Annotated in this window: 12 protein-coding genes and 2 riboswitches; of the genes, 10 read left to right on the forward strand and 2 right to left on the reverse strand. The window is 66.6% G+C overall.

What is annotated here, in order from left to right; genetic code table 11:
* Window positions 1-89: 89 nt before the first annotated feature.
* Complete coding sequence (dcd, locus tag HV681_RS07575; RefSeq protein ID WP_175122484.1) at window positions 90-653, forward strand: dCTP deaminase; 564 nt, start codon at window positions 90-92, stop codon at window positions 651-653.
* 4 nt (window positions 654-657) lie between these two features.
* Here dcd and HV681_RS07580 read toward each other — a convergent pair whose 3' ends face one another.
* A complete protein-coding gene (locus HV681_RS07580; RefSeq protein ID WP_175122485.1) occupies window positions 658-1,557 on the reverse strand; it encodes a GNAT family N-acetyltransferase in 900 nt (299 codons plus the stop codon).
* A gap of 105 nt (window positions 1,558-1,662) precedes the next feature.
* Between HV681_RS07580 and HV681_RS07585 the strand changes: the two genes are divergently transcribed.
* Window positions 1,663-2,904 (forward strand): GGDEF domain-containing protein, encoded by a 1,242-nt coding sequence (locus tag HV681_RS07585; RefSeq protein ID WP_175122486.1) that lies wholly within the window; start codon window positions 1,663-1,665, stop codon window positions 2,902-2,904.
* A 9-nt stretch (window positions 2,905-2,913) separates the two neighbouring features.
* Here the strand turns inward: HV681_RS07585 and HV681_RS07590 are convergent, their stop codons facing one another.
* Window positions 2,914-3,432, reverse strand: coding sequence for a GNAT family N-acetyltransferase (locus HV681_RS07590; RefSeq protein WP_175122487.1), 519 nt, complete (start codon window positions 3,430-3,432; stop codon window positions 2,914-2,916).
* A 107-nt stretch (window positions 3,433-3,539) separates the two neighbouring features.
* On the opposite strand from HV681_RS07590, the gene HV681_RS07595 reads away from it, so the two are divergent.
* From HV681_RS07595 to gcvP, 8 genes are all read left to right on the forward strand, one after another.
* Entirely contained in the window at window positions 3,540-3,992 is a 453-nt protein-coding gene (locus HV681_RS07595) for a hypothetical protein (RefSeq protein ID WP_175122488.1), read from the forward strand.
* A 176-nt stretch (window positions 3,993-4,168) separates the two neighbouring features.
* A complete protein-coding gene (locus tag HV681_RS07600) occupies window positions 4,169-6,430 on the forward strand; it encodes an arginine/lysine/ornithine decarboxylase (RefSeq protein ID WP_062839975.1) in 2,262 nt (753 codons plus the stop codon).
* 23 nt (window positions 6,431-6,453) lie between these two features.
* The gene (locus tag HV681_RS07605) at window positions 6,454-7,656 is read left to right on the forward strand and encodes a BaiN/RdsA family NAD(P)/FAD-dependent oxidoreductase (protein WP_175122489.1); all 1,203 of its coding nucleotides are present in this window, start codon (window positions 6,454-6,456) and stop codon (window positions 7,654-7,656) included.
* 193 nt (window positions 7,657-7,849) lie between these two features.
* Window positions 7,850-8,464 carry a superoxide dismutase gene (locus HV681_RS07610; RefSeq protein ID WP_175122490.1) on the forward strand — a complete coding sequence of 205 codons (615 nt, stop codon included), beginning with the start codon at window positions 7,850-7,852 and terminating at the stop codon, window positions 8,462-8,464.
* 30 nt (window positions 8,465-8,494) lie between these two features.
* Window positions 8,495-9,388: a ZIP family metal transporter gene (locus tag HV681_RS07615; protein WP_056559064.1), complete on the forward strand. Its 894-nt coding sequence runs from the start codon at window positions 8,495-8,497 to the stop codon at window positions 9,386-9,388.
* A gap of 65 nt (window positions 9,389-9,453) precedes the next feature.
* Window positions 9,454-9,555, forward strand: a riboswitch (glycine riboswitch).
* 45 nt (window positions 9,556-9,600) lie between these two features.
* Window positions 9,601-9,723: riboswitch (glycine riboswitch) on the forward strand.
* 86 nt (window positions 9,724-9,809) lie between these two features.
* Entirely contained in the window at window positions 9,810-10,910 is a 1,101-nt protein-coding gene (gcvT, locus tag HV681_RS07620; protein ID WP_175122491.1) for a glycine cleavage system aminomethyltransferase GcvT, read from the forward strand.
* 98 nt (window positions 10,911-11,008) lie between these two features.
* A complete protein-coding gene (gene gcvH / locus HV681_RS07625; RefSeq protein ID WP_056559057.1) occupies window positions 11,009-11,386 on the forward strand; it encodes a glycine cleavage system protein GcvH in 378 nt (125 codons plus the stop codon).
* A 93-nt stretch (window positions 11,387-11,479) separates the two neighbouring features.
* Window positions 11,480-14,353 (forward strand): aminomethyl-transferring glycine dehydrogenase, encoded by a 2,874-nt coding sequence (gene gcvP / locus HV681_RS07630; protein ID WP_175122492.1) that lies wholly within the window; start codon window positions 11,480-11,482, stop codon window positions 14,351-14,353.
* The last annotated feature ends 120 nt before the right edge of the window (window positions 14,354-14,473 follow it).

Genomic DNA, 14,473 nt, shown 5'->3' on the forward strand with positions numbered 1-14,473 from the left:
GGACAAGTCTGTCCCGCCCGGCCGGAATCGGGTTCGGCGCGCTCGGGATAAAATGATGCCCATTCCAAATCCCTAGCACCACACCCACCATGAGCATCAAAAGCGACCGCTGGATCCGCCGCCAGGCCGAAGCCGGCATGATCGAACCCTTCGAACCGGGGCAGGTTCGTATGGCCAATGGCGGGCGCATCGTCAGCTACGGCACCAGCAGCTACGGCTACGACGTGCGCTGCGCCGACGAATTCAAAATCTTCACCAACATCAATTCGACCATCGTCGATCCCAAGAACTTCGACGAAGGCTCGTTCGTGGATTTCAAGGGCGACGTCTGCATCATCCCGCCGAATTCCTTCGCCCTGGCGCGCACCGTGGAATACTTCCGCATCCCGCGCAGCGTCCTGACTGTCTGCCTGGGCAAGAGCACGTACGCGCGCTGCGGCATCATCGTCAACGTGACCCCGCTTGAACCCGAATGGGAAGGCCACGTCACGCTGGAATTTTCCAACACCACGCCGCTGCCCGCCAAGATCTACGCCGGCGAAGGCTGCGCACAGATGCTGTTCCTGGAAAGCGACGAGGTCTGCGAAACCTCGTACCGCGATCGCGGCGGCAAATATCAAGGCCAGCGCGGCGTCACGCTGCCGCGCACCTGATCGTTCAGCCTGGCTGCGCCGGGCGCGAGTTATCGCTCGGGCAGTCACGCCGGTAGTCGATATCCCACTCGCCTTCGCCGGTCTGCACGAAGCCGTGCCGGCGATAGAAGCGGTTCGAATCGCTGCCGCGCAACGCGCTCAATGTCACCCCGACGCCGCGGCGGTCGGCGTCCCGCAAGATCCGGCGCAGCACCTGGCCGCCTACGCCTCGCCCCTGCGCAGAGGGATGCACGTACAGATGATCCAGCCGCAATCCCTCTCCCTCCGGCCGCAGGCAATAGAACCCGATGCGTTTGCCGTCTTCTTCGATGTGCCAGGTGCACTCGGGGCGGAAGGTGCCGCGCAGCCGCTCCCGCGCCCGGTCCGGGTCAAAGCGGCCCAGCCGTTCCAGGCTGTCGCGCATGGCCTCGATCCGCAGCGCCAGCAGCGCTTCGAAGTCGGCCTCGGCTGCAGGCGTGAAGCGCAGCGACGCAGGCGCCAGTTCGTCATAGCCCCGGCCCAGAAACTGCAGGATGCAGATGCCGTGGCCATAAGGATCGGCCAGATGCGCAATGCGGCCCCAGTCATGCGTGATGGGCGGATCCTCCAGGCGCGCGCCCGCGGCGACCGCCCGGGCCACGGCCTGGTCCACGTCATCCACCACGACGTCCAGATGCACGGGCGTCCAATGCCGCGCGTAGTCGCGGCGCTGACGGACAGCGCCGCCGGCCGCCGGACCGCCGGCCGCCGGAACGCCGGCCGCCGTGCCCGCCGCCTTTTCGAGCAGATAGATGGGGGCGTCGGCGCCCAGCAGTTCGGCCCCCGTGGAACCCAGCCGCCGGTTCAGCGTCAAGCCGAAGGCAGACAGGTAGAAACCGATCGCGTGTTCGAGATCGGGAACATCGATATTGACCAGGATTCTCATGGGGACATTCTGCGCTAAAGAACCTTATGCCGCGTCCGTAAAAAGATTACATGTGTTTGCCGATTTGGCGACGTCATTTCTGCAAGCGTTAGCAAGGCCCAATCCGTGCGTTACCCCCATATTCCCTGGCTGCCCCTGTTGTTCTATCCCGCGTTGCCGGTGGCCGCAGCGGTCGGGCTGCTGTTCTGGCGGGATTGGCCGCCCGCGCTCAGCCTGATCGTTCCGTTCGTGCCATGGGTCATGGCGCTGATCGGATCGGCGATCTGCCTGATGTATCAACGCTCGCAGACCATGGCGCTGATGCTGTGCGTGCTGGCCGTCACGGCGGCCTGGCCTACGCTTGCCCGGGAAGCCCCGTGGGCCATGGGGCCGGTGCTGGCCTGGTGGTCGCTCGTCTACACCATCAATGCCCTGTGGTCCGAACGATCCAGCATGCTGATCGACGTGGCGCTGCGCATCGGCTTGATCGCCGCCGGCGTGGCTGTGATTGCGCTGGTGGGCAAGGACGGCGTGGGCGAAATCTTCAGCACCGTCGCGCTCCAGGGCATGCTGGCGCGCCTGGGCGTACCGGCCGAGGCGCTGATCGCGCTGCTGGGCACGGGCCTGACGTTGACGCTGCTGCTGTTGCGCTACGGGCGCCCGCAGCAGGCAGGGCAGTGGCTGGGCTTCGTGTGCATGGCCTGGGCGCTGCCGCGCGGCGCGGCGCATCCGCTCGAACTGGCGCTGATGTCCGCCGCGGCGCTGACGGCCCTGTGCATCTCGTTGGCGCACGAAGGCTTTCACATGGCGTTCCGCGACGAGCTCACCGGTTTGCCCGGCCGCCGCGCGCTGAACGAGCGGCTGCAACGCATGGGCCGCCTCTACACGCTGGCCATGGCCGACGTGGACCACTTCAAGGCCTTCAACGACACGCACGGCCACGATGTGGGCGATCAGGTGTTGCGCATGGTCGCCTCGCAGTTGCGGCGCGTGCCGGGTGGCGGCCAGGCCTACCGCTACGGCGGCGAGGAATTCACGCTGGTGTTTCCCGGCAAGACCGCGGCCGAGGCCATGCCACACCTGGAAACGGTGCGCCGCGCCATCGAGGCCTACCAGATGCGCCTGCGCGACAAGCCGGCCCGGCCCAAGGCGGACCAGATCGGCCAGCGCCGCCGCGGCGGACGGGGAGGGCGCGGCGCCCGGCCCTTGCGCGTGACGGTCAGCATCGGGGTGGCGGAACGCAGCGATGCCCTGCGCGCCCCGGACGCCGTCATCAAGGCGGCCGACCAGGCGCTCTACAAGGCCAAGGACGGCGGTCGCAATCAGGTGTGTGCCTTCGGCGCGCGCCGCCGCGCGGGCGCTGGCTGAAGCCCGCGGCTAGCGGTCGGCCAGCGGCATCGCCATCAGCGCTTCGTCGTACAGCTTGCCGTTGACGCACAGCGCCTCGCGCTCGTGGCCATACACGGTGAATCCCAGGCTGGCGTAAAGCGCGGACGCCGCGACATTGTTGGCGGTGACGCTCAGCTGCACCTGCCGGATGCCGCGCATGGTGCGCGCATGGTCGATCGCCGCGTGCATCAGCATCCGGCCCAAGCCCCGGCCGCGCTCGGCGGGTGCGACGTACATGCTCCAGATGTGCGCCTTGTGCCGCACCTTCAGCTTGCGCTGGCGTCCCACGCCGACGATCCCGGCCAACGCCTCGCCCAGAAACACGCCAAACATCGCGCCATCGTTGGCCGGCGAAATCCATTCGCGGATGTCCGCCAATGTCAGCGTGTGTTCCTCTTCGTAACTCGATCCAAAGGACTCGGGCGTTTCGACCAGCGCATTCAAACGCAATTGCCGCAGGGGCGCGGCGTCGGCAGCGATCAGTCGTCGGACGACAGGCTCGTTCATGGCGGCTTTGAGAGTGTTGGGATTAGGTAACGTTTGAGGAGTATAGGGGGATGGGCTTGCCTATAATGGCCCCAACGCCGCTTGCGGTTTTCAACAAGGAGCCATTGATGTTCGGTTTCCTCAAGACAAACCAGGATGCGACGCGCCACGAAGTCCAGGAAGAATTCGTGGCCCGTGTCGCGGGTGCAGCGCAGGACTTCGTGGAGGCGGCCGGTTCAACCGGCGCCGTGCTGGACTACTCTCCGTCCAGCGTTCATGCGCTGGATGACGCACTGGAGGCCGCCCATCTGGGCACGCTGCCTCTGACCCCCATGCAAACCGTCGGTGCTGCCGCCTACCTTTACGAGGTTGGCCGCCGCGCGCATGGCGGGCTGTACGAGGTCTGCGACGACGAAGATCCCGTGGTCCTCGTCTGCGGAGAACCCGGCTCCGAAGTGTGCTTTGGCGCCATCGCCAAGGTCGAGCGGCGCATCCGTTACGGGGCCGCCGAGGCCATCCCCGCCTACTTTGAACGCTTCATGACAGCCCTCCAGACTGGCGAAGCGCAGACCATCCGGTAGGCTGATCTGGCGCTTCTGGGGATTTCCCTTAGGGCTGTAAGAAAAACAGCCCTACAATTCCGCAATTCCCGCCGGCCGGCGGGTGCTCGTGCCGTCTGTCATCAGACGGTTTTTTACTCGCAGTACATTCGCGCCGCGATACGCGTCCGATCCGCCATGCCCCCAGGAGCGCCTGCATGAAATTCCGCTTCCCCATCTTCATCATCGACGAGGACTACCGTTCCGAGAACGCGTCCGGTTTGGGTATCCGTGCCTTGTCCGCAGCAATCGAGGCCGAGGGCGTCGAGGTGATCGGGGTGACCAGTTACGGCGACCTGAGTTCGTTCGCGCAGCAGCAGAGCCGCGCCAGCGCCTTCATCCTGTCGATCGACGATGAAGAGTTCGACGTGGACTCGCCCGAGGACGTGGCCAGCGCAATCAAGAACCTGCGCGCCTTTATTGGCGAGCTGCGCTTTCGCAACGCGGACATTCCCATCTATCTGTACGGCGAAACGCGCACGTCGGAACACATTCCGAACGACATCCTGCGCGAGCTGCACGGCTTCATCCACATGTTCGAGGACACGCCGGAGTTCGTGGCGCGCCACATCATCCGCGAAGCCCGCAGCTACGTCGACAGCCTGCCGCCGCCGTTCTTCCGCGAGCTGGTGAAGTACGCGCAGGACGGTTCGTATTCGTGGCACTGCCCGGGGCACTCGGGCGGCGTGGCGTTCCTGAAGAGCCCGGTCGGCCAGATGTTCCACCAGTTCTTCGGCGAAAACATGCTGCGCGCCGACGTCTGCAACGCCGTGGACGAACTGGGCCAGCTGCTGGACCACACCGGCCCGGTCGCCGAATCCGAACTGAACGCCGCGCGCATCTTCCACGCGGACCATTGCTTCTTCGTGACCAACGGCACGTCGACCTCGAACAAGGTCGTGTGGCACGCCAACGTCGCCGCGGGCGACGTCGTGGTGGTGGACCGCAACTGTCACAAGTCGATCCTGCACGCCATCACGATGACGGGCGCGATTCCGGTGTTCCTGCGCCCCACGCGCAACCACCTGGGCATCATCGGCCCGATCCCGCTCGAAGAATTCCACCCGGACAACATCCGCAAGAAGATCGAAGCGAACCCCTTCGCGCGCGAAGCGGTGAACAAGAACCCGCGCATCCTGACGCTGACGCAGAGCACGTACGACGGCGTCATCTACAACGTCGAAATGATCAAGCAGCAGCTCGGCAGCTATGTCGACACGCTGCACTTTGACGAAGCCTGGCTGCCGCACGCGTCGTTCCACGAGTTCTATCAGGACATGCACGCCATCGGCCAGGACCGCCCGCGCAGCCAGGACGCCATGGTGTTTGCCACGCACTCCACGCACAAGCTGCTGGCCGGCATTTCGCAGGCCTCGCAGATCATCGTGCAGGAATCCGAGACCCGCAAACTGGACCGCAACGTCTTCAACGAGGCGTATCTGATGCACACGTCCACGTCGCCGCAATACGCGATCATCGCGTCCTGCGACGTGGCCGCGGCCATGATGGAGCCCCCGGGCGGCACCGCGCTGGTCGAGGAAAGCATCCGCGAAGCCCTGGACTTCCGCCGCGCCATGCGCAAGGTGGAATCCGAGTTCGGCAAGAACGACTGGTGGTTCAAGGTCTGGGGCCCGAACCGCCTGGTGGCCGAAGGCATCGGCAACCGCGACGAATGGATCCTGGAAGCCAACGATCACTGGCACGGCTTCGGTGAAATGGCCGAAGGCTTCAACATGCTGGACCCGATCAAGGCCACGGTCATCACGCCGGGGCTGGACATGTCGGGCAGCTTCGGCGAAACCGGCATTCCCGCGGCGCTGGTCTCCAAGTACCTGACCGAGCACGGCGTTGTGGTTGAAAAGACCGGCCTGTATTCGTTCTTCATCCTGTTCACCATCGGCATTACCAAGGGCCGCTGGAACACGCTGCTGACTGCCCTGCAACAGTTCAAGGACGACTACGACCGCAACCAGCCGCTGTGGCGCATCCTGCCGGAGTTCTGCCGCGACCATCGCCGCTACGAGCGCATGGGCCTGCGTGACCTCTGCCAGCAGATCCACGAGGCCTACCGCGAGCGCGACGTCGCCCGCCTGACGACCGAGATGTACCTGAGCGACATGGTGCCGGCGCTGAAGCCGTCGGACGCCTTTGCCCGCATGGCGCACCGCGAAGTCGAGCGCGTCGACATCGACAAGCTGGAAGGCCGCGTCACGGGCGTGCTGCTGACGCCGTACCCGCCGGGCATTCCGCTGCTGATCCCGGGCGAACGCTTCAACCGCACCATCGTGCAGTACCTGCAATTCGCGCGCGAGTTCAACGAACGCTTCCCCGGCTTCGAAACCTACATCCACGGCCTGGCCGACGAAGTGGGTCCGGACGGCGAAAAGCGTTACTACGTTGACTGCCTGATCGAAGAGTAAGCACGGGCGGGCCGGAAATCTTGATGTTCGATGTTGCAGTGCTTGGCGCGGGCGCCGCGGGCATGATGTGCGCGGCGGTCGCGGGTCAGCGCGGCCTGCGCGTGGTGCTGGTCGACCACGCGCAGCGCCTGGCCGAGAAGATCCGCATTTCGGGCGGCGGGCGCTGCAATTTCACGAACATCGGGGCCGGGCCCGCCAATTTCCTGTCTGAAAATCCCCATTTCTGCCGGTCGGCGCTGTCGGCCTACACGCCGCAGGACTTTCTGGCGCTCATGAAGCGCCACCGCATCGCCTGGCACGAGAAGCATCGCGGCCAGCTGTTCTGCGACGACTCCAGCGAAAACATCATCGACATGCTGCGCGCCGAGTGCGACGCGGGCAATGTGCAATGGCGCATGGGCTGTTCGGTGGCCGAGGTCGCGCATGGGGCCGAAGGTTTCGAGCTGCGCACCAGCCAGGGCGTCATCCGGGCCGCCAAGCTGGTCGTCGCGACCGGCGGCATGGCGATTCCGCAACTGGGCGCAACGGACTTCGGGCTGAAGATTGCCCGCCAGTTCGGCCTGAAGGTCGTCGAGCCGCGCCCCGCGCTGGTTCCGCTGACCTTCGACCCCGCGCAGTGGCAGCCGCTGTCCGAGCTGTCCGGCGTGGCGCTGGAAGTGAACCTGCAGACGGGGCAGGGCAAGACGCGCGGCGAATTCCTTGAAGACCTGCTGTTCACGCACCGAGGGCTGTCGGGGCCGGCGATCCTGCAGATCTCCAGCTACTGGAAGCCGGGCGAGCCCATCGTGATCGACCTGGCGCCGGGGCGCGATCTGGCGCAGGAACTGCTGACATCCAAGTCCGGCAACCGCCAGCAGCTTCATACGGTGCTGGGCGGACTATGGCCCAAGCGGCTGGCCGACCGCTGGCTGCAATTGGCCGAGCAGGGCGGCAAGCCGGGCCTGGCTGCGCTGCGCCTAGCCGACGCGCCGGACAAGACGCTGCGCGGGCTGGCGCAAGACATCCATCAGTGGACGCTCGTGCCCAGCGGCACGGCGGGCTACAAAAAGGCCGAAGTCATGCGCGGCGGCGTGGACACGCGCGGCCTGGACCAGAAGTCCATGCAGGCCAAGGCCGCGCCGGGCCTGTATTTCATCGGCGAGGCCGTCGACGTGACCGGCTGGCTCGGCGGCTACAACTTCCAGTGGGCGTGGGCCTCGGGCGTCGCCTGCGGCCAGGCGCTGTAGCTGCGGCCAGGCGCGCTGGTTAGGCACCGGCCGCTTTCACCCCAAATCCTGAAAATTCCCGAAGCAACCTGCGTGGCCGCCACTGCGGCTTTCCGGCATTCCAGCATTGTGATATCAAATAAAAATACATATCATTTATGTTTTGATCTTTATCAAAGCCGTCCCGCGAGGGACGGATCAGCCGGAGACTCGCATGGCCTACACCCTTCCGCCCCTGCCGTACGCCTATGACGCGCTGGAACCTCACATCGACGCAATGACGATGGAGATCCACTACACCAAGCATCACCAGACCTATGTCACCGGTCTGAACACCGCGCTCGAAGGCGCCGGCATCGCCACGGACGAACCCGTGGAAGCGCTGGTCGCGCGCATCAAGGAATTGCCGGAAGCCGTGCGCGGCGCGGTGCGCAACCACGGCGGCGGCCACGCCAATCACAGCCTGTTCTGGTCCGTCATGTCGCCGCAGGGCGGCGGCGAGCCGGATGGGGCGCTGGCTGCGGCCATCGACGCCGAGCTGGGCGGTCTGCCCGCCTTCAAGGAAGCCTTCACCAAGGCGGCGCTGACGCGCTTCGGCAGCGGTTGGGCCTGGCTGAGCGTGACGCCGGCCGGTAAGCTGGTGGTCGAGAGCAGCGCCAACCAGGACAGCCCGCTGATGGACGGCAATACGCCGATCCTGGGCCTGGACGTCTGGGAACACGCTTATTATCTGAAGTACCAGAACCGCCGGCCGGAATACATCGGCGCTTTCTACAACGTGGTGAACTGGCCCGAGGTCTCGCGCCGCTACGCTGCGGCAAAGGGCTAAGCGCATCTCCCGAAAGGAGCGCAGCCGCATATGAATACCTTCAGCCGTCATCGCGTGCGGCCGGCGGCCACCAGCATCAGCGTCTGGACGCTGGCCGTGATGGTGTCCTGCCTGGCCCTTTACCAGCTCTGGGTTTACCTGGACGTGCGGGCGCCGCACGTGGCCGACGCGCTACTGGGGGGGCTTGTCGCGGCCGCCGCTACCGCCCTTGGCACCCTTCCCATTCTCTTTGCCCGCACCATTCCGCAGAAGGCGCAGGACAGCATGTTCGGCTTTGGGGCCGGCGTCATGCTGGCCGCCAGCGCGTTTTCGCTGGTCGCGCCGGGCATCGCGGCGGGTGAGGAATTGGGGTACGGCCCCTGGGGCGCCGGCCTGACGGTCGGCGCCGCCCTGCTGTTGGGGGCGGCCGTGCTGCTGCTGATGGACCGGGTCCTGCCGCACGAGCATTTCATCAAGGGCAGGGAAGGGATGGAGGCGCACCGCCTGCGCCGCACCTGGCTGTTCGTGTTCGCGATCATGCTGCACAACCTGCCCGAGGGCCTGGCGATCGGCGTGGGTTATGCAGCGGGCGACCCCGTGCGCGGCACGGCGCTGGCCACCGGCATTGCAATCCAGGACATTCCCGAGGGGCTGGTCGTGGCGGTGGCCCTGCTTGCCGCCGGCTACAAGCGCACGTTTGCCGTGGCATTGGGCATGCTGTCGGGGCTGATCGAGCCCGTCGGCGCTGTGCTGGGCGCCGCCGTGGTCGGCTGGTCGGCGCCGCTCCTGCCGTGGGGCCTGGGCTTTGCCGCGGGCGCCATGCTGTTCGTCATCAGTCACGAGATCATCCCGGAATCGCACCGCAAGGGGCACGAGGTCTACGCCACCTGCGGCCTGATGATCGGTTTCGTGCTGATGATGCTGCTGGATACCGCGCTGGGATAGCGCCGCCGGGCGTGCAACAGGCCTAGGCTTACCCCAGGCTTTCGTTGTATGCTTTCGGCGCTGTCACGCATGCTGCGGGAGAGAGCGGCCGAAGGCGTCAAGCCCGGCCGCCGCCGAAGGCGCAATTCGCCCAGAATCGCTCAGGTAACCGATACCGCGCAGGCTTGTCCCGTCCCGCATTTGCCGCCATTGCCGGCTACGCAGACGTGGCAAAACAGCACTCTGGAGAGACCTGGCGCCGCGCCCTGAACAGGGACACTGCGAGCAGCCCAGGCGCCGAAGGTGCAAACCCGCTTCGCGGGGCAACTCTCAGGCAAAAGGACAGAGGGGCGGAAGATTCAGCCGTTGCGCGGGCGCCGTCCGCCCGCAACCAGCGGCATTCCGTAACCCTGGCATCGCTGCCGTCCCGGAGTTCCCCCGCATGTCCGCATCCCTCAAACGCACCCCGCTCGCCGAAGAACACATCGCCGCCGGCGCCCGCATGGTCGATTTCGGCGGCTGGGACATGCCGCTGGCCTACGGTTCGCAGATCGAAGAGCACCATGCCGTGCGCCAGGACGCCGGCATGTTCGACGTCTCGCACATGCTCAACGTCGACGTGACGGGCCCGGATGCCTTCGCCTTCCTGCAGCGCCTGGTCGCCAACGACGTCGCCAAGCTGACGGTCCCGGGCAAGGCGCTCTACAGCTGCATGCTGAACCCGCAGGGCGGCGTCATCGACGACCTCATCATCTATTTCTTCGCTGCCGACGAATGGCGCGTGGTGGTCAACGCCGGCACGGCCGACAAGGACGTGGCCTGGATGCAGCGCGTCAAGCAGGCCGGCGCGTTCGACGTGACCATCGTCCCGCGCCGCGATCTGGCCATGGTGGCTGTGCAGGGCCCCAACGCCCGCGCCAAGGTCTGGGCCGCCCGCCCGGCCTGGCAAGCCGCCAGCGAACCGCTGACTCCCTTCGTCGCCGCCCGCGTGGGCGACGACACGCTGGTCGCCCGCACGGGCTACACCGGCGAAGACGGTTTCGAAATCGTCCTGCCCGCTGCTGAAGTCGTGCAACTGTGGCGCGACCTGATCGCCCAGGGCGTGCGTCCGGCAGGCCTGGGCGCGCGCGACACGCTGCGCCTGGAAGCCGGCATGAACCTGTACGGCCAGGACATGGACGAACTGACCCACCCCGGCGAAGCCGGCCTGACCTGGACCGTGTCCGGCAAGAACGCCGAGCGCCGCTTCATCGGCCGCGACGCGATCGAACAATTCGCCAAGCCCGCCACCTTCATCGGCCTGAAGCTGCAGGAACGCGGCGTCATGCGCGCGCACATGGCCGTGCGCACCGCGCAGGGCGTGGGCGAGCTGACCAGCGGCACCATGTCGCCCACGCTGGGCGTGTCGATCGGCTTTGCCCGCCTGCCGCAAGGCGTGGTCGCGGGCGACAAGGTCGAGGTCGACATCCGCGGCAAGTGGGTGCCCGCCGTGGCGTGCAAGCTGCCTTTCGTGCGTAACGGCAAAGCCGTCGAACACTCGTAAACTCGAACCTCGCGCGTGCACCGGCCCGGTCTGGGCAACGGCCGCCCGCGCGAGGCGCGCAACACCATTCATCTACCCGCATTCCCTCAGGAGTTCCCATGAGTCTGCCCACCGATCGCAAGTACACCGAGTCCCATGAATGGGTCAAAGCCGAGGGCGACGTGTTCGTCGTCGGCATCACCGACACCGCCCAGGAGCAACTGGGCGATCTGGTCTTCGTTGGCGACGTGAACGTCGGCGCGAAGCTGAGCGCGGGCGAAACCGCCGGCGTGGTCGAGTCGGTCAAGGCCGCCTCGGACATCTACGCGCCCGTGTCGGGCGAAATCGTTGCCTTCAACGAAGAACTGGAAAGCAACCCCAACCTGATCAACGAATCGGCCTTCACCGCCTGGATCTTCAAGATCAAGCCGGACAACGCCGCCGACGCCGACAAGCTGCTGGACGCCGCCGGCTACGAAGCCGTCGCCAACGGCTGATGCCGCACGCGGGGGAGCGGCGGCGCCGCCTCCCTCGCCAGACGCAATACCGTCCGTTCGCAGGACGACACCCGCTACCCCCGAGATCCCCCCATGTCGCGCGCCCTAGACACCCATACCGACTTCATCCCCCGCCACATCGGCCCCTCCGACGCCGACCAGGCCGCCATGCTCGCCGTGATCGGCAGCGACAGCCTGGACGCCCTGATCGAAGAAGTCGTGCCCCCCAAGATCCGCAGCAAGGAGCCGCTGGCGCTGCCCGCGTCGCGCAGCGAAGCCGACGTGCTGGCTGAACTGAAGCAGGTCGCGGGCCGCAACAAGGTCTACCGCAGCTACATCGGCCAGGGGTACTACGGCACGCAGACGCCTAACGTGGTGTTGCGCAACATTCTTGAAAATCCCGCCTGGTACACGGCCTACACGCCCTACCAGCCCGAGATTTCGCAGGGCCGCCTGGAAGCCCTGCTGAACTACCAGACGATGGTCGCCGACCTGACCGGCCTGGACATCTCCAACGCCTCGCTGCTTGACGAAAGCACCGCCGCCGCCGAAGCGATGACGCTGGCGCGCCGCAGCGCCAAGTCCAAGAGCCCGGTGTTCTTCATCTCGCGCCACGTGCATCCGCAGACCATCGAAGTCGTGCGCACGCGCGCCGAAGGCCTGGACATCGAGATCCGCATCGGCGACGAAGCCGAAGGCCTGCCCGAGTGCTTTGGCGTGCTGCTGCAGTACCCGCACAGCACGGGCTCGGTGTCCGACTATCGCAAGCTGGCCGAAGCCGCCCACGCGCAAGGCGCAGTGGTTGCGTGCGCGACCGACCTGCTGGCGCTGGCCGTGCTGGCCGCGCCGGGCGAGTGGGGCGCCGACATCGCCGTCGGTTCGGCCCAGCGCTTTGGCGTGCCGTTCGGCTTTGGCGGCCCGCACGCCGGCTTCATGGCCTGCAAGGACGCATTCAAGCGCAACATGGCCGGCCGCCTGGTCGGCGTGTCCAAGGACGCGCAAGGCAATCCCGCGCTGCGCCTGGCGCTGCAGACGCGTGAACAGCACATCCGCCGCGAGAAGGCCACTTCCAACATCTGCACGGCGCAGGTGCTGCTGGCCGTGATGGCCGGCATGTACGCGGTGTGGCACGGCCCGGCCGGCATCCGCCGCATCGCCGAGCGCGTGCAGCGCGCCACCGCCATCCTGCGCGCCGAGCTGATCAAGCTGGACGTCAAGGTCGCCAACGACACGTTCTTCGACACGCTGCTGCTGGAAACCGGCGCCGCGACGCCCGCCATCCTGACGGCCGCCGACTGCGCGCACATCAACCTGCGCCGCGTCGACGGCGCCCGTCTGGCCATCTCGCTGGACGAGACCGTCACCGTGGCCGACCTGGAAGCCCTGGTCAACGTCTTCGCCGCCGGTCTTGAGCGCGATGACGTCGAACTGGACATCGACGCGCTGGACGCCGCGGCCCCCGGCGGCATTCCCGCCTCGGTTGCTCGCGAAAGCGCGATCCTGAAGCACCCCATCTTCTCCAGCATCCAGTCCGAAACCGACATGCTGCGCTACCTGCGCAAGCTGGCCGACAAGGATCTGGCGCTGGACCGCACGATGATCCCGCTGGGTTCGTGCACCATGAAGCTGAACGCCACGGCCGAGATGATCCCCATCACCTGGCCCGAGTTCGCGCTGATCCATCCGTTCGCCCCGGCCTCGCAAAGCCAGGGCTACGTCGAACTGATCGATCGTCTGTCCGCCGCGTTGTGCGAAATCACCGGCTACGACAACATCAGCCTGCAGCCCAACTCGGGCGCGCAGGGCGAATACGCGGGCCTGCTCGCCATTCGCGGCTACCACCAGGCCAACGGCCAGCACCAGCGCAACATCTGCCTGATCCCGTCTTCCGCGCACGGCACCAACCCCGCCTCGGCGCAGCTTGCCGGCATGGACGTAGTGGTCGTGGCGTCGGACGCCAACGGCAACGTGGACCTCGCGGACCTGCGCGCCAAGATCGAACAGGTCGGCGACAAGCTGGCCGCGCTGATGATCACGTACCCGTCGACGCACGGCGTGTTCGAAGAGGCCGTCACCGAAATCTGCGATCTGGTCCACCAGGCCGGCGGCCAGGTGTACCTGGATGGCGCCAACATGAACGCGATGGTTGGCGTGGCCAAGCCGGGCAAGTTCGGCTCGGACGTGTCCCACCTGAACCTGCACAAGACCTTCTGCATCCCGCACGGCGGCGGCGGACCCGGCGTGGGTCCGGTGGCGGTGCGCTCGCACCTGGCGCCCTACCTGCCGGGCGTGGTGAACGAACAGGGCAAGCTGCCCGGCGAGGCCAAGGTCGGCCCGGTCTCGGCCGCGCCGTTCGGCTCGGCGGGCATCCTGCCGATCCCGTTCGTGTACATCGCGCTGATGGGCGCCGACGGCCTGCGCCGCGCCACCGAAGTCGCCATCCTGAACGCCAACTACATCGCGACCCGCCTGCGCGGCCACTACGAGGTCCTGTACGCGGGCCGCAACGGCCGCGTGGCGCACGAGTGCATCCTGGACGTGCGCCCGCTCAAGGAAACCAGCGGCATCAGCGCCGAAGACATCGCCAAGCGCCTGATGGACTACGGCTTCCACGCGCCCACCATGAGCTTCCCGGTCGCGGGCACGCTGATGGTCGAACCGACGGAATCCGAAGGCGTGGCCGAACTGGACCGTTTCATCGACGCGATGATCGCCATCCGCGAAGAAATCGCCCAGGTCGAACGCGGCGAACGCGATCGTGACGACAACGTCCTGAAGAACGCGCCGCACACCGCGCAGATGCTGCTGGCCGAGGAATGGCTGCACGACTACCCGCGCCAGCAGGCCGCCTACCCGGTGGCAACGCTGCGCGACGCCAAGTACTGGCCGCCGGTTGCCCGCGTGGACAACGCCTACGGCGACCGCAATCTGGTGTGCGCGTGCCTCCCGATCGAGGCGTACGCGTAAGGCACGTGAATGCGTCCGGCCTTCGCCGGACGCACACTGCCCGATCCCCGCGATCAGGGCGAAAAAAAGCCCCCGACTTTTACAGGCGGGGGCTTTTGCTTGGGGCCAGGCCTTGGATCA

Origin of the sequence: Achromobacter animicus (assembly GCF_902859585.1) — a bacterium.
In the GTDB taxonomy this organism is placed as follows: Bacteria; Pseudomonadota; Gammaproteobacteria; order Burkholderiales; family Burkholderiaceae_B; genus Achromobacter; species Achromobacter animicus.

What these genes read in the sequence shown, in the direction of transcription:
- HV681_RS07600 (WP_062839975.1), top strand. Translation starts at nt 4,169, where the DNA reads ATGAAATTCCGCTTCCCCATCTTCATCATCGACGAGGACTACCGTTCC.
- HV681_RS07610 (WP_175122490.1), top strand. Translation starts at nt 7,850, where the DNA reads ATGGCCTACACCCTTCCGCCCCTGCCGTACGCCTATGACGCGCTGGAA.
- dcd (WP_175122484.1), top strand. Translation starts at nt 90, where the DNA reads ATGAGCATCAAAAGCGACCGCTGGATCCGCCGCCAGGCCGAAGCCGGC.
- HV681_RS07595 (WP_175122488.1), top strand. Translation starts at nt 3,540, where the DNA reads ATGTTCGGTTTCCTCAAGACAAACCAGGATGCGACGCGCCACGAAGTC.
- gcvP (WP_175122492.1), top strand. Translation starts at nt 11,480, where the DNA reads ATGTCGCGCGCCCTAGACACCCATACCGACTTCATCCCCCGCCACATC.
- HV681_RS07615 (WP_056559064.1), top strand. Translation starts at nt 8,495, where the DNA reads ATGAATACCTTCAGCCGTCATCGCGTGCGGCCGGCGGCCACCAGCATC.
- gcvT (WP_175122491.1), top strand. Translation starts at nt 9,810, where the DNA reads ATGTCCGCATCCCTCAAACGCACCCCGCTCGCCGAAGAACACATCGCC.
- HV681_RS07605 (WP_175122489.1), top strand. Translation starts at nt 6,454, where the DNA reads ATGTTCGATGTTGCAGTGCTTGGCGCGGGCGCCGCGGGCATGATGTGC.
- gcvH (WP_056559057.1), top strand. Translation starts at nt 11,009, where the DNA reads ATGAGTCTGCCCACCGATCGCAAGTACACCGAGTCCCATGAATGGGTC.
- HV681_RS07580 (WP_175122485.1), bottom strand. Translation starts at nt 1,557, where the DNA reads ATGAGAATCCTGGTCAATATCGATGTTCCCGATCTCGAACACGCGATC.
- HV681_RS07590 (WP_175122487.1), bottom strand. Translation starts at nt 3,432, where the DNA reads ATGAACGAGCCTGTCGTCCGACGACTGATCGCTGCCGACGCCGCGCCC.